This window comes from Symbioplanes lichenis (genome assembly GCF_030709675.1).
In the GTDB taxonomy this organism is placed as follows: Bacteria; Actinomycetota; Actinomycetes; order Mycobacteriales; family Micromonosporaceae; genus Actinoplanes; species Actinoplanes lichenis.
On sequence record NZ_JAUZQD010000006.1, the window covers coordinates 1 to 14,594 of the forward strand.

Annotated in this window: 12 protein-coding genes; all 12 read right to left on the bottom strand. The window is 71.5% G+C overall.

Annotated features, from left to right (window positions below):
* The coding region (locus tag RAN62_RS15365) for a DNRLRE domain-containing protein (protein ID WP_305785313.1) at positions 1–2,268 on the bottom strand (2,268 nt) is incomplete at its 3' end.
* A gap of 144 nt (positions 2,269–2,412) precedes the next feature.
* On the bottom strand, positions 2,413–4,764 hold the full coding sequence (locus tag RAN62_RS15370; protein ID WP_305785314.1) for an ATP-binding cassette domain-containing protein: 2,352 nt from the start codon (positions 4,762–4,764) through the stop codon (positions 2,413–2,415).
* Between the two features lie 80 nt (positions 4,765–4,844).
* Positions 4,845–5,696, bottom strand: a complete 852-nt coding sequence (locus RAN62_RS15375) for an FG-GAP repeat domain-containing protein (RefSeq protein WP_305785315.1) — start codon at positions 5,694–5,696, stop codon at positions 4,845–4,847.
* A 90-nt stretch (positions 5,697–5,786) separates the two neighbouring features.
* Positions 5,787–6,251, bottom strand: a complete 465-nt coding sequence (locus tag RAN62_RS15380) for a hypothetical protein (protein WP_305785316.1) — start codon at positions 6,249–6,251, stop codon at positions 5,787–5,789.
* Positions 6,252–6,262: 11 nt separating this feature from the next.
* Complete coding sequence (locus RAN62_RS15385; RefSeq protein WP_305785317.1) at positions 6,263–6,604, bottom strand: hypothetical protein; 342 nt, start codon at positions 6,602–6,604, stop codon at positions 6,263–6,265.
* A 47-nt stretch (positions 6,605–6,651) separates the two neighbouring features.
* Entirely contained in the window at positions 6,652–7,185 is a 534-nt protein-coding gene (locus tag RAN62_RS15390; RefSeq protein WP_305785318.1) for an Rv1352/Rv1906c domain-containing protein, read from the bottom strand.
* A gap of 303 nt (positions 7,186–7,488) precedes the next feature.
* Complete coding sequence (locus RAN62_RS15395) at positions 7,489–9,852, bottom strand: galactose oxidase-like domain-containing protein (RefSeq protein WP_305785319.1); 2,364 nt, start codon at positions 9,850–9,852, stop codon at positions 7,489–7,491.
* Positions 9,853–9,854: 2 nt separating this feature from the next.
* Positions 9,855–11,921 (bottom strand): alpha-amylase family protein, encoded by a 2,067-nt coding sequence (locus RAN62_RS15400; protein ID WP_305785320.1) that lies wholly within the window; start codon positions 11,919–11,921, stop codon positions 9,855–9,857.
* A gap of 87 nt (positions 11,922–12,008) precedes the next feature.
* Positions 12,009–12,473 carry an SRPBCC domain-containing protein gene (locus RAN62_RS15405; protein ID WP_305785321.1) on the bottom strand — a complete coding sequence of 155 codons (465 nt, stop codon included), beginning with the start codon at positions 12,471–12,473 and terminating at the stop codon, positions 12,009–12,011.
* A 9-nt stretch (positions 12,474–12,482) separates the two neighbouring features.
* Positions 12,483–13,127, bottom strand: coding sequence for a dihydrofolate reductase family protein (locus tag RAN62_RS15410; protein ID WP_305785322.1), 645 nt, complete (start codon positions 13,125–13,127; stop codon positions 12,483–12,485).
* A gap of 1 nt (position 13,128) precedes the next feature.
* Positions 13,129–13,467: an ArsR/SmtB family transcription factor gene (locus RAN62_RS15415; RefSeq protein WP_305785323.1), complete on the bottom strand. Its 339-nt coding sequence runs from the start codon at positions 13,465–13,467 to the stop codon at positions 13,129–13,131.
* Positions 13,468–13,516: 49 nt separating this feature from the next.
* Positions 13,517–14,431: a TIGR03619 family F420-dependent LLM class oxidoreductase gene (locus tag RAN62_RS15420; RefSeq protein ID WP_305785324.1), complete on the bottom strand. Its 915-nt coding sequence runs from the start codon at positions 14,429–14,431 to the stop codon at positions 13,517–13,519.
* Positions 14,432–14,594 lie beyond the last annotated feature (163 nt).

The following is a 14,594-nucleotide window of genomic DNA, read 5'->3' on the forward strand; positions in this document are numbered from 1 at the left end:
GGTGGTGCCGTAGGGCGCGTTGGCCACCCGCGAGGTCAGCTCCGGCTGCGGGACCGCGGTGACCAGGGTCGCGTAGGCGGTCGACACCTCGGTGGCGTTGTCCTTGACGAAGGCCCGCCAGACATACGACGTGCTCCACTTGAGCTTGGCCGCGGGGATCGTGTACGCCTGCTTGGCCTGGTACGCCGTCGTGGTGCAGCCGGTCGGGGCGCCCGCGGCGGTGATCCCGCAGTACTCGAACTTGTACTGCAGCGTCTGCTTCGGCGGGGCGTCCAGGTCAACGGCCTGCGCCCACAGTTGCGGCGTGAGGATCGGCGCCTGGTAACCGTTCGGCGGGTAGAGGTCGCCGACCACGGGGGCGATGTTCTGCACACTCAGCGCGATGCGGGCCGGGGGCACCGCCTCGTCGGTGAAGACCTTGCCGCCGGTCGTCGCCATGCTGAAGTCGAGCAGGTAGTCCCCGATCGGCAGCGCCTTGATGGTCGCCTCGATGCTGGTGGTGGCCCCGCGCGCCAGCGTGCTGCCGAGCGAGCCGGCGACGTACTGACCGATCTTGGCGCTGGTCTTCGCGTTGTAGAGCCGGTAGACCAGCTTGAAGCCGCTGGGCGTCCAGTCCATCGCGCTGGTGTTGGTGACGGTCACCTTCACCTTGCCGGCCTGGTTCTGCAGGACGGCCGGCTTGGGGGTGGGGCTGGGGATCGAGTACTTCGCGTTGTACGGGGTGTGGGTCACGTACAGCTTCGGCGGGTTGGCCGAGCCGGTGCCCGCGATGGTCTTCCAGGAGCTCTCGTCGCCGACGGGCGCCCGGAAGGAGATGCCGTTGTTCGCCTTGCCGTTGACCCAGCCCTGGACCAGGTCGCGGCCCTTGGCGCCGAGGTCGAGCACGGTGCCGGTGACCGGGCACTTCGACGCCGACTCGCCGAGCCCGACGTAGCCCTGGGCGAAGGACGAACTCGCCAGCGCGGCACCGACGGCCGGGCCCGGGTAACTGGTGTCGGTGGACGACGACCACGAGCCGGTGACCGGGTGCACGCTGAGCTGGCGGGGCTTGCAGGAGGGGGCGTCGTACGCGGCGAAGCTGAGCTGAGCGCTGAAGATGGTCTCGTGGTCGAGCCGGGACACCAGCCCGGGGAACTTGACGTAGGACGCCGAGCTGACGCCGTTGCGCCGGCCCACCGCCAGGTCGCCGCCGCCGTGCGACGAGCCGCCCTGCACGACCAGGCTCTCGGTCGCGGCACCGTTGGCGAGCACCGGCGGGTCCAGGCGCACGGGGTACGCGCGACCGGGCTCGTCCAGCCACGCGTCGCTCGCCGTCATCCGCAGCGCCGGGCCGCCCTCGTGCTGGATCAGCTCGTAGGCGACGGCGTCGGACACCTGCTCCTTCGCGTCGGCGAGGAAGCCGGCGGGGATCGTGGCGACCGGGGCGCCCTCGCCGTTGCGCAGCAGCACCTCGCCGTTCTTCAGCGCCGCGGTCAGCCCGGTCAGGCGCAGCGGGAAGACGAACGACCGGGGCGCCGCGGCCGAGCCGAGGACCAGCGTCTCCTTGACCCCACCGGCCTGGGCCTGCAGCTCGACGTCGGTCTGCGGCCACACGCCCCGATAGGTCGCGGTGTCGCCGGTGACGGTCCCGGTGACCGGCGCGGCGTCCGCGGCGCCGTAGGCCAGGGTCCCGCCGCCCGGCAGCGTCACCCGGACCAGCTCGGCGGCGTCGGCCCGCGCGGCCAGGTGCAGGCCCACCGAGTCCGCGGTACGCCGCCAGCCGCCCGCGGGATCGGCCGCGAGCGTCGAGTCGATCGGCGCCCAGCTCCCGTCGCCCCGGCGATAGTTGAGCGCCGACGCGGAGAACTCCGTGGTCCGCGTGCCGTCCGCGTTGGCCCAGGTGCGCTCGTGGGCGGAACGCTCGGCCGGCAGCTCCTGGCTGCTCGCGGCCCGGAACTCGCCGGGGGCCCGGCGCGGCGGAGTGACCATCGCGGCGACGTTGGCCGGGGCCTTCGGCGCCTTGAGCACGGGATAGCGCGCCCGCGTCGACTCCGGCCGATAGGTGTTGCGCGGGCCGTCGGCGACCGGGTTCAGCCCGGCGGCGTCGTCCCAGCGCTGCTGCGGCACCGGCCGGTCGTCGGCCGGCGTCTCCAGGGCGACCGGCCGGGGGTGCAACTGGACGGTGGTCGTGCCGTTCTGGGCGACGGACACGCCCAGCAGCACCGCCAGGCCGACGGACAGCCCGATGTGGACCTGTTTGCGGGCACGGCGAAGACCGGCTCGTGGCATGTGTGAACTTCCCCCGTGAGCACGCCCCATCGACGGATCTCGGTGGAGCGCCGCAAACATGCCAGCTTTGGAGTCACCTCGCAACCCCGCGTAACCATAGAGCCATGTGAAATTGGTGTGACAAGAATGACAGGCGACCCGGCGCTACTGTCCGATGTACGCCTTCAGGTGCCGGCCGGTCAGCGTCTTCGCCGACTTCACGAGCGCCGCCGGGGTGCCCTCGAAGACGACCCGGCCGCCGTCGTGACCGGCGCCCGGCCCGAGGTCGACGATCCAGTCGGCGTGGGCCATGACGGCCTGGTGATGCTCGATGACGATGACCGACTTGCCCGCGTCGACGAGCCGGTCGAGCAGCGCGAGCAGGTTCTCCACGTCGGCGAGGTGCAGGCCGGTGGTCGGCTCGTCGAGGACGTACACGCCACCCTGCTCCCCCATGTGGGTGGCGAGCTTGATGCGCTGGCGCTCGCCGCCGGACAGGGTGGTCAGCGGCTGGCCCAGCGTCAGATAGCCCAGGCCGACGTCCGCGAGCCGCTCGAGGATCTTGTGCGCGGCCGGCACCTTGGCCTCGCCCGCGGCGAAGAACGCGACGGCCTCGGCGACCGGCATCGCGAGCACCTCGCTGATGTCCCGCCCGCCGAGGTGATAGTCGAGCACCGACGCGTCGAAGCGCTTGCCCTCGCACTGCTCGCACGTGGTGGCCACGCCGGCCATCATCGCCAGGTCGGTGTAGATGACGCCGGCGCCGTTGCAGGTCGGGCAGGCGCCCTCGGAGTTCGCGCTGAAGAGGGCGGGCTTGACCCCGTTGGCCTTGGCGAACGCCTTGCGGATGGGCTCGAGCAGACCCGTGTAAGTGGCCGGGTTGCTGCGCCGCGAGCCCCGGATCCCGGTCTGGTCGATCGCCACCACGCCGTCGCGCCCGGCGACCTCGCCGTGGATGAGGCTGCTCTTGCCCGAGCCGGCGACCCCGGTCACGACCACGAGGACGCCGAGGGGAATGTCGACGTCGACGTTCTGCAGGTTGTGCTTGCTGGCATTCCTGATGGGCAGTGTGCCGGTGGATTCGCGTACCGCCGTCTTCAGCGTCGCCCGGTCGTCGAGATGCCGGCCGGTGAGCGTGTCGGCCTTGCGCAGCCCGTCGACCGTACCCTCGAAGACGACCTCGCCCCCCGCGGTGCCGGCGCCGGGCCCCAGGTCGACGACGTGGTCGGCGATCGCGATCGCCTCGGGCTTGTGCTCGACGACCAGCACCGTGTTGCCCTTGTCGCGCAGCTGGATCAGCAACTCGTTCATCCGCTGGATGTCGTGCGGGTGCAGGCCGACGGTGGGCTCGTCGAAAACGTACGTGACATCGGTCAGCGACGATCCCAGGTGCCGGATCATCTTCGTCCGCTGCGCCTCTCCCCCGGACAATGTGCCGGCGGGCCGGTCGAGACTCAGATAGCCGAGCCCGATCTCGGTGAACGAGTCGAGCGTGTGTCGTAGCTTGCCGAGCAGCGGCGCCACGGACGGCTCCTTCAGCCCGCGCACCCAGTCGGCCAGATCGCTGATCTGCATCTTGCAGGCGTCGGCGATGCTGATGCCCTTGATCTTCGAGCTCCGGGCCGCCTCGCTCAGCCGCGTGCCGTCGCAGTCGGGGCACGCCGTGAAGGTGATCGCCCGGTCCACAAACGCGCGGATGTGCGGCTGCATCGCCTCCCGGTCCTTCGACAGGAACGATTTCTGAATGCCCGGGATGAGGCCGGAATAGGTGAGGTTGATGCCCTCCACCTTGATCTTCGTCGGTTCCTTGTGCAGCAGGTCGTGCAGCTCGCGCTGGGTGAACTTGGCGATCGGCTTGTCCGGGTCGAAGAAGCCGCTCTGCCGGAAGATGCGCCCGTACCACCCCTCCATGCTGTAACCCGGAATGGTGATGGCGCCCTCGTTCAGGCTCTTGCTCGCGTCGTAGAGGGCGGTCAGATCGAAATCGGTGACCGCGCCGCGCCCCTCGCACCGCGGGCACATGCCGCCCGTGATGCTGAAACTGCGGCGCTCCTTGGTGGTGACGCCGCCCTTCTCCACGGTCACCGCGCCCGCGCCCGAGATCGAGGCGACATTGAAGGAAAAGGCCTGAGCACTTCCCACGTACGGTTTTCCGAGCCGGCTGAACAAGATGCGCAACATCGCGTTGGCGTCGGTGGCGGTGCCGACGGTGGACCGCGGGTCGGCCCCCATCCGCTCCTGATCCACGATGATCGCCGTGGTCAGCCCGTCCAGCACGTCCACCTCGGGCCGCGCCAGCGTCGGCATGAACCCCTGCACGAAAGCGCTGTACGTCTCATTGATCATCCGCTGCGACTCGGCGGCGATCGTCCCGAAGACGAGCGAACTCTTCCCCGACCCGGACACCCCGGTGAAAACCGTCAGGCGGCGCTTCGGCAGCTCGACACTGACATCTTTGAGATTGTTCTCCCGGGCCCCCTGCACCCGAATCAGATCATGGCTGTCGGCGACATGCATCGTCTCCCCCTCCGGCGGCTTCGGGCTACGTTAGCCCTGCCGCCGGAGGGTGCGCTTCTCGAATCCTGATCGTCACCCGGTCACCAGCCGTTACCGATCTGGACGCGGGGCTGGGTGCTGTAGCCGCGCTTCGACTCGCCGGGGTAGAGCCACAGGTCGCCGTCGCCGTCGCGGGTCACGATGTCCTGGTGCCGGTCACGGTCCCAGTCGGCGACGCCGGCGAAGTCGTAGCCCTGCCAGCCGTTGCCGATCTGGACCCGGGCGGCCGTACTCGGGCGGCGCTTGGACTGACCCCGATAGAGCCACAAGTCGCCGCCGCTGTCCCGCGCGACGATGTCCTGATGCCGGTCGCGGTCCCAATCTTCGACGCCCGCGAAGTCGTACCCCTGCCAGCCGTTCCCGATCTTCACCGGCCGGGCCGTGCTGTAGCCGCGCCTCGACTGCCCGCGATAGAGCCACAAGTCGCCGCCGCCGTCGCGCGCCACGATGTCCTGATGACCGTCGCGGTCCCAGTCCGCGATCCCGGCGAACGTGAATCCTTGCCAGCCGTTGCCGATCTGGACCCGGGCCGCCGTACTCGGGCGCCGCTTCGACTGACCCCGATAGAGCCACAGGTCACCGCCGCCGTCCCGCGCGACGATGTCCTGATGACCGTCGCGGTCCCAGTCCGCGACTCCGGCGAACGTGTAGCCCTGCCAGCCGTTCCCGATCCGCGCCCGCGCGGCCCCGCTGTAGCCCCGCCTCGACTCGCCCGGATAGAGCCACAGATCGCCCGCCGCGTCGCGGGCTATGACATCTTGATGCCGGTCCCGGTCCCAGTCCGCGATCCCGGCAAAGGTGTACGCCGGCACGTAAGCCGCCGCCGGCGACGTCATCGTCCCCGCCGCCACCACAGCCGCCACCAGCGCTCCCGTGAGCCTCCCTGCTTTCATGTCTTCACCCCCGTGTCGTCGCCCCGCGGCCACTCCGCGGAGCTGACGTGACCGAGGGTAGGCCCGATCCCGCTCAGACCCGGGCGAGAGTCACTTTTCCGGCCTAACGGGGGCAGGTGCCCACGGCCCGGGCTGCTCAGGCTCCTCGTTTTGCTCAGGAGCCAGCCCGAACCCGTACGGCAGGTAAAGCAGTGCGGCCCGCCGATCGTCATGCCGCTCCACGCCGGCCAGCTCGGCGGCGACTTCCACGAAGCGCCGCTGCTGGGCCGCCGGTAGCTCGCCGAGCTCGTACGCCACGCTTTCCAGCAGTTTCACGGCCACGTATTCCTCGACGTCCTCGTCCGGGCAGGCGTCGAGCCACCAGATCAGGTCGTTGAAGAGTCCCACGGCGAGCGGCAATCCGGCCGGCGCCCGCTCGATCAGCCAGTCGTTGCTGCGCCGGAACGCCGCCACCGCGGCCGGATCGACCTGCTCGGCCGGATAGTCGCCCAGCCACTCCAGCACGTCGAACACCTGGGCCCGCAGCATGCCAGCAAGATCGTCATCGGAACTCATGGCCCGCGAGCCTACGCCCGGCGCTCCCGGACCGGCGGCGCGATCTCGCTCAGCGACAGCAGCACCGGCAGCGGCGCGACCCCGGGCCCGCCCGCCCGCACCCACGCGACGACGTCGTCCTCCACGCCGCCCTCCACGAGCCCAAGCCACACCGGCCGGGCCCCGCCCCGCCGCGCGGACGGCGACGGCTGCACGATCACGACGTTGGCCTGCGAGCAGACGTCGAGGCACCGGCTGAGCCGCACCCGGTGCCCGGCCGCCGCCCGCAACCGAGCCGCCTGCCCGGCCGGATCGACGGGCCGTCGCCCGACCGCCACGCACTCCCCGCACACCGTTATCGCACACGCGCTCACGGTCCCACCATAGTCGCCGTGTGAGTCGGGACCGATTTCCTCCTGGCTCAGTAGAAACAGAGGAACCAGGCGTTGTATCTATTCTCCTTATTGTCCTGCGCGACTTCCTTCTTTGTTCGCAACGGGTCGCCCACGACCGTCTCCAGCTCGTCTTCCTCACGGTCGCTCGCCTTCGCCGCTTCGTAGTCCTCGTCGAAACAGGCCTTGTCAGCCTTTGACGCCGCGGCCACCGTGGCCTTGATCTCCGCGTCGGTCGGCTCGTCGCCCGTGGACGGGGACAAGTCAAGCTCCGCGACAAGGGACCAGGTGCCACAGCCGCGCGTAACCACCCCGTCACCTGCCGACCAAAGTTCGATGGTGACACCGCTGGGCGCATAGGAGACGAAATCGTTCGCCTTGGTTCGCCCGCCGGAGTCGGTCTCCTCCCAGTAGCAGTTCGAGACGCCCGGCGAGGTTCGGTAGGTTCCCGTCTTGATGTCCTTGTTCACCACCCACGTCCCCGAGCCGAAGGACGAGCCCGGTCCGGTGACAGCTGGCGTCGGTGCGGGCGCTGTGGTCCTCGACGTGGTGACCGCTGCCACGGTCCCAGCATGGCCTCGCGACACAGGCTGCTGCGCCGACGATCCGGCCCTCAGAGCCACGACCGCGCTGACCATGGCGACTAGCACCGCCGCGGCGACGGCCAGCGCGCGGGCGGGCACTATCGCGCGCCGAGTGCTCGGGTGACGATGAGCCGGCATCGAACTCCGATCGGGGAAGCGACTACTCCGCCCCTGCGATCGGTCGTCGGCGGGACCACCTGAGCGTCCGGGCCGGTCGGAGCACGGCCCGCTGATGCACAGCGGGCCAGGAGCCGACGGCGGATGCCGGCCCCCGGCCGCCGTTCAGTGACTTTCGACCTGGACCCAGCGCGCCTCGGACGGCACCCCGCCCGCGACCACGGTCAGCATGTAGAACCCCGGCGGCAGCAGGTTGCGCGACGCCGGGATCGACACCGTCAGCCGGCTGTTCTCCTGTCCGGTGATCGGCACGTCGACCAGCCGCTGGTCGGTGTTGAGGCAGTGCGTGGTGCTGCCGGCCCGGGTGAGGTTGACGAACTCGACCTCCCCGGCGGACGGGCAGATCAGTGACACCGTCTCGCCATGGTGCACGTGGTCCGGCGCCTCCATGACGACCGGGCGCGGGCCCCGGAAGAGGTACGGCGGGTAGTACCGCTCCAGCCGGTACTCCTCGTCCCCCCGGGCCGGGTTCGAGCCGGCCGTGACGACGCTGCCGTCCGCGAGCAGCAGGGCCACCGAGTGGTAGAGCCGGATCACGCGGGCGTGCGCGTGCAACGTCCACGTGCCGGTCGCCGGGTGGTAGATCTCGGCGCGCGTGGTGGCCCGCGGCCGGTCCTCGTCGCCCTCGCTGCCCCCGGTCACGAGCACGGTCCGGTCCGGCAGCACCACGGCGACGTGGTGCATGCGCGGCTTCTCGAGCGGGTCTTCCTGGCGATAGGCGGGGTGTTGCGCGTTGAGTGACACCCGGTTCACGGCGGCGATCGCGTGGCGGCCGTGGTGCCCGAAGTCCTCGCCCCCGCCGACGAGCAGCACCTCCTGGTCCTGGGCCGGGGGCAGCAGCACGCTCGTCGCCTGGTTGCGGTGATCGCGCGAGGCGTGCCCGTCGAGCCCGGGGACCTGGGTGAACTTGCGCGCCACGAGGTCCACGATCGCCGGGCCGAGGTTCTCGTTGCCGCCGTAGCAGCCGCCGGAGAAGAAGATCCGGCCGTCGGCCATCAGGAACATCTGGGCGTAGAGGGGAACGCGCCGCGTGCTGTCGTGCGGGTCCGCGTCCCACTCGCGCTGGTCGGGCAGCGCCGACCAATGACCGGGAGACCAGATTTCCGGTACGAGATTCAGCAGCGAGTCCTCGCCGAGCCCGGTGAACGTGGCGACATGCCCGTCGGCCAGCGTGACCAGCGTCGGGTACCACCGGCCGCCCGCCATGTCCGGCTGCCGGTCCCACGTGCCGGCGGATGCTTCGTACACCCACGCGTCCTTCAAGCCCCGGAAGGGATCGTACTCGCGGGTGCCGCCGGCGACGAGGAGTCCGCCGTCGGGGAGCTGGGCGTGGCCGGCGCAGAAGAAGTCGGCCGGCACGTGGGCGTCGGTCACCTCGTGCGTGACCGGGTTCCAGCGGGTGCCGCGGAAACCCCCGCCGATGTTCGCGGGGTTGTTGCTCGTACCGGAGAAGAACAGGACCTCGCCGGTGTGCAGGGCCGCCGCGTGGATCGCGAGGCTCTGTGACGTCTCCGCCTCCAGGCGCCACACCCCGTCGCGGGCGGCCGTGCCGGTGTCGAGGGTCAGGTCCACCGTGCGGTAGAAGCCGAGGTTGGGTCCCATCGGGGCGTCCGCCGCGACGATGACCAGCCCCTGGTGCAGGGCCACGCCGGCGCCCTGGTTCTCCCAGAAGAACCACTCGGGCACCGCCGTCCACGCGCTCCAGCCCTGCTCGGCGTGGCCGTCGGCGCCCAGCCGCCAGCCGATCTGATAGAAGGCGAGGTTCTCGCCGGCCGGGTTGTCGACGGCGAGCACGAGCAGCTCGGGCCGCCCGTCGCCGTCGAGGTCGGCCACGGCGATGCCCGCGCCCTGGTTCTCCCACATGAACCAGTCGGGGACCACGCGCCAGGCGTCCCAGCCGCCGTGCACCCGGCCGTCCGCGCCGAGCGCGTGCCCGATCCGGTAGTAGCCGGCGTTGGCGCCCGGCGGCGCGTCGACCATGAAGACGATCAGCTCGGGGCGGTCGTCGCCGTCGAGGTCGGCGACCGCGAGGCCGGCGTCGGCGTTCTCCCAGGGGAACCACTCGGGCACGTCGAGCCACTCGGTCCAGCCGCCGGTCACCTGACCGCCGGCGTCGAGCACCCGGCCGACGCGGTAGACGCCGCGGTTCTGGCCGGCGGGCGCGTCGATCTGCAGCACGATCAGCGCGAGCGCGCCGTCGAGGCGGGCGACCGCGATGTCGGCGCCCTGGTTCTCCCAGGCGAACCAGTCGGGCACGGCGATCCACGGGCCCCAGCCGCCGGTCACCTCGCCGTCCGCGTCGAGGTCGAAGCCGACGCGGTAGAAGCCCTGGTTCTGCTGCGGTCCGGCGTCGACCCGCAGGACGATCAGGTCCGGGCGGCCGTTGCCGCTGACGTCGGCGACGGCGGTGCCGGCGCCCTGGTTCTCGAAGGACTGCCACTCGGGGATGTCGAGGAACTTGGTTGCCATGATCAGCTCACTCTCAGCAGTTCCAGGACCTGGATCTGGTACGGCTGCAGGCCCACGCCCAGCCCGGTCTCCAGCAGCGTCTTGGCGGGCTCGGGGCGCCGCCACAACAGCCGCTCCGGATCCAGGCCCAGCAGGTCCCGGACCTGGATGTGGGCGTCGGGCTCCCGGTCGAGCCAGGCGCGGGCCTGCTCGCCCAGTTCGGCCGTACCGGTGAGCCAGTCCTGTCTGTCCAGGTTGGAGAAGCACAGCAGCGGCACCGCGGTGGGGTCGTCGCCGCTGCGGGAGAACGCCAGCAGCCGGTCGGGACGGGCCACCTCCCGCCACTGCAGGCGTGCGCGCCGGGTGCCGCGCAGGGCCGGATGCCGGGTACGCAACAGCCCGCCCCGCGCGATCCAGAACGCCAGCTGCGTGTTCGCCCCGGGCAGCGTGTTCTGCCGGAACTGCCACAGGGTCGGGATGCCGCCCCGGGCCTTGAACCGCAGCTTCTGCGACTCGGCGTACTCGTCGCCGGCCAGCATCGTCATCGGGCCGCCGAGCAGGTGCATGGTGATGACCGCGTTGCCGTACGCGAGCAGGTCACCGGCGAAGAACTCCGCGCCGCGCACCTCGTCGTGGTTGCCCGTGCCGGTGAACTCCTCGGTCAGGAACGGGTTGCCGACCCACGAAAAGATGCCCTCCACGTTCTGGTGCGTGAAGGCGTCGAGGAGTTGCTCGTACCCCTTGGACTGGATGACGTCGCCCACCCGGGCCGAGTAGTCCTTCCGGTCGTGGTCCTCGGGCACGATCAGCAGCGAAGCGCCGGGCCCGCGGGCCTCGCGGACCTTCATCTCGACCCACGGCAGGGTCTGCTCGAAGAACTCGTACGGCATCCCGAGCGCGTGGTCGATGCGGAACCCGTCGGCGCCGAGGTCGGTCGCCGCCCAGGCCATGGCCCGCCCGATGTACGCGAGCACCCGCGCGTTCTGCTGCGTCCGCGCGTGCCAGATCCGCTCCCCGGGGTGCCCGCCGTGGTTCAGGTGCTTCACGTCGGGCCACGTCCCGTACCAGTCGGGTGAGTAGGTCTCGCGCACGTCGGCCGCGCCGAACGGGTTGTAGTGCCCGTCCGGGAAGCGCCCGGCGTACATCTGCGGCAGCATCCACTCGGCGTAGTTCTTGATGCTCTCGTCGACCGGGCCCTCGAGCCGCTGCCGCACCTGCCCGAGCTGCCCGTCGTCCACGGCTACCTGGCTGTAGTCGCGGCGCCGGACGTCGCCGTCCGGGAAGTGGTCGCGGAAGACGAAGTTGTGCCCCACGTGGTTCGGGGCGATCTCGAAGAGCACCTTCATGCCCAGCTCGTGCGCCCGGTGCACGAGCCGGCGCATGGCGTCGTTGGCCACGGTGCGCTGCCGGTCGAGGTCCCAGGCCGGGACCGCGCGCGCCTGCTCGGACAGCTCCGGGTCGATCGCGAACCAGTCCGTGCTCGCGTAGTCGCTGCCGGCGTCGTCGACCGCGGCGAGCCCGTCCCACAGGTCCAGCCGGTAGGGGACCTGCAGCCACACGCACCCCACGCCGTCGGCGGCGAGCTTGTCGAGGGTGTAGAACCCGCCGTCGGGGCGCAGCATGTCGTCGATGGTGGAGATGTCGGTGCTGTCGGAGCGGGCGTTGGCCTTGTCGATCGGGACCTGCCGGACGTACAGGCTCGCCACCTCGGGGTCGCGCACCCGGAAGACCAGCCGGTTGCCCAGGTCGTGCGGTCGCGGTGCGCCGTGGTCGGGCGCCCAATGACGTACGCCGCCCAGCTCCACGAACGCCGTCGCGACGTACGTGCCCCGCTGGGCCGGCGGCAGCGTCACCCGCCACGCGGCCTGATGCTGGTCCTCGGGCTCCACCGGCGTCATCGGCTCGGCCCGGAACTGCCGCGGATCCGGCGCGTTGTAGTTCGTCCACACGAACCCGGCGGCACCGTCCAGTTCGGCCGGATCGGTCGCCGTGGCGCCCAGCCCGACGGTCAGCTCCTCCCCCGGACCCAGCTCGACCCGGTCGGTTCCCGGGCGTACCTGTGCGGTCCCGAACCCCATCGCCACGATCACGGCCGGCCTCCTCCTGCTCAGGCATTCGCCCCCAGGATTCGCCCGCGCTGGTCCCGTGTCTTCCGGCAACTCCCTGATTCGGCGTGCCTATCCGGCCAGGTACGTGCCCAGGGCGTCGAGCAGTCCGCGGGTGCCCTTCTCACGGCCCGGCCCGTCGGCCGCGAACCGGTCGTAGAAGACGCCGTACTCGGCGTGCGTGAACCGGGTGCCCTCGGCGAGCGGCTCGAACTCCAGCGCCGCCACCGACGTCGACATGTGGATCCCGTCGAGCCACATGTCGTACGTGGTGACGATGCGCACGTGCTCGACGATGTCCGCGTAGTCCGCCACATAGCGCGAGACCGGGCCCTCGTGGAAGGTGCCCTCCGCGATGTCGCGGCCGCCGGGGCGGAAGTCGAACGCCCACTCGGCGGGCTCGACCGCGTCGCCGCCACCCCACCAGGCGCGCTTCCGCCGCTCCTCGGCGAAGGCGGCCCAGACGTGCTCGACGGGGACGGGATAGTCGCGGGTCAGGGTGAACCCGGCGTGGGCGAGCCGGCGCTCGATGGTCATCGGCGGGTCCTATCGCGTGAAGGTGACGTGGATGGTGCCGCTCTCGGCCACTTCGCTGGTGACCTTGTGGGTGCGGTCGAGGCCGCGCAGGTCGTCCCACAGCCGGCCGCCCCGGCCGAGCAGGACCGGCGCGATCATGACGTGCAGGTGATCGACCAGCCCGGCGCGCAGGAAGTCGCGCGCGGTGCCGACCCCGCCGCCGACCCGGACGTCCTGCCCGCCGGCCGCCTCGGTGGCCTCGGCCAGCACGTCCGCGATCGCGCCGGTGCGGAAGTGGAACGTCGTGCCGCCCGCCATCGGTATAGCCGGGCGCGGCGCCGTGTGGGTCAGCACATAGACCGGCGTGCCGAACGGCGGCTGCTCGCCCCACCAGCCCTGCCACTCCGGGTCGCCGGGGTGCGCGTGCAGGCCGAACATCGCCGCGCCCATGATCTCGGCCCCGATGCCCTCGAAGTGCGCGGCGGCGTAGGTGTCGTCGACGCCGGTCGTCCCGGCGCCGCTGGTGTCGCCCAGCACCCGCTCGCGGAACGTGCGGGTCGCGGCGTAGGCCGCCGTGAGGCTTCCCCAGTCGGCGCCCATCGGATTGTCCGGGGTCGGGTCGCTCGAGGCATAACCGTCGAGCGAGGCGAAGAGGTCGATGCGGACACGGGTCATGTCAGGTCTTCTCCTCCAAAGAGCGGGTGAGATGGATGCCCAGCCGGTCGGCCTGGCGCTCGGCCGGAGTCCGTTGCTCGTCGAGCCACAGGTGCAGGACGTCGAGGGCGCCCGGGCGCAAGCTCACGGTGCGGACGCGGCCCTGCTTCTCCGAGGTGACCAGCCCCGCGGCCTCGAGGACGCGCAGATGCTGCATCAGCGACGGCAGCGCCATCGAGAAGGGCGCCGCGAGCTCGGACACGACGGCCGGCGACTTGGCCAGCCGCTCCACGACGGCCCGGCGCGTCGGGTCCGCGAGGGCGCGGAGCACGGCGTCGAGCTCGTCGTGATACTTAGGCACGCGCCTTACTATTGCCGACGGGGCCGCCCCGGTCAACCACCCCGGCCGGTCAGGCCGGCTGGACCAGGGCGATCAGGTCCTCGTAGAGGCGCAGGTTCTCGTCGACGCTCTCGGACGGCGGGTCGCCCAGGATCACCTCGGTGACGCCGGCCTCGGCGAGCGGCTTGAGCTGCTCGGCGATCTCGGCCGGGGAGCCGCCGAGGAAGGGCCGGTCCGGGCCGAGCGCGTGCGCGCTCATCGGGGCGTAGGCGCGGACGACCACCGGCAGCGCGGACGGGTCCCGGCCGTTGGCGGCGGCGGCTTCCCGGAAGGTACGCACGGCCGCCGCGACCTGGTCGAACGAGAACCCGGACGGGTTGATCCCGTCGGCGATCCGGCCGGCCCGGCGCAGGCCGCCCTCGGAGTTCGCGGCGAGCAGGATCGGCAGGTGCTCCTGGACGGGCTTGGGGTTCACCTCGGACGCCTCGATCGCGTAGAAGCGGCCCGCGTGCTCCACCGGGTCGGGACCCCAGCAGGCGCGCAGCGCGGCGACGAAGTCGTCCATGCCCGCGCCGCGCCGCTGCAACGGGACGCCGGCGGCCGCGAACTCCTGGGGCAGCCAGCCCTGGCCGAGCCCGGCGACGACCCGGCCGCCGCTGAACTGGTCGAGGGTGGCCAGGCGGCGGGCGAGCATGACGGGCGTGTGCAGCAGCGCGACGAGACAGCTGGTCCCGAGCTTGACCCGGGTGGTCGTCGCGGCGACGTGGCTGAGCGTCTCGAGCGGCTCGTAGGTGAGCCGGTAGGCCTCGGGCAGCCGCTCCAGGGCGCCGTCCGGGCCGGGCAGGGCCGGGGCGATCGGGCGCAGCAGGCGTTCGTACGTGTAGACCGTGCTGTAGCCGAGCTCGTCGGCCGCCCCCGCGACGCGGACGATGGTGTGCGGCGACGCCAGGGGGCCGGAGGTCGGCAGCGCGATTCCGAGTTCCATCCCGGCAATCTCGCACCGGCCGCCCGCCGGCCCCCTGGGTCTGTCGGCTCCCCGACTGTTACTTGGGCCGCGCGGGCCCCCGCACCGGCCCTTCCCGGCGGCGCGGGGGCTCGCGCCCGTCCTCCTTGGCCGCGTGGGCCCCCGCGCCGGCCCTACTTGCCCG

What these genes read in the sequence shown, in the direction of transcription:
- RAN62_RS15370 (WP_305785314.1), bottom strand. Translation starts at nt 4,764, where the DNA reads ATGCATGTCGCCGACAGCCATGATCTGATTCGGGTGCAGGGGGCCCGG.
- RAN62_RS15375 (WP_305785315.1), bottom strand. Translation starts at nt 5,696, where the DNA reads ATGAAAGCAGGGAGGCTCACGGGAGCGCTGGTGGCGGCTGTGGTGGCG.
- RAN62_RS15380 (WP_305785316.1), bottom strand. Translation starts at nt 6,251, where the DNA reads ATGAGTTCCGATGACGATCTTGCTGGCATGCTGCGGGCCCAGGTGTTC.
- RAN62_RS15395 (WP_305785319.1), bottom strand. Translation starts at nt 9,852, where the DNA reads ATGGCAACCAAGTTCCTCGACATCCCCGAGTGGCAGTCCTTCGAGAAC.
- RAN62_RS15405 (WP_305785321.1), bottom strand. Translation starts at nt 12,473, where the DNA reads ATGACCATCGAGCGCCGGCTCGCCCACGCCGGGTTCACCCTGACCCGC.
- RAN62_RS15410 (WP_305785322.1), bottom strand. Translation starts at nt 13,127, where the DNA reads ATGACCCGTGTCCGCATCGACCTCTTCGCCTCGCTCGACGGTTATGCC.
- RAN62_RS15420 (WP_305785324.1), bottom strand. Translation starts at nt 14,431, where the DNA reads ATGGAACTCGGAATCGCGCTGCCGACCTCCGGCCCCCTGGCGTCGCCG.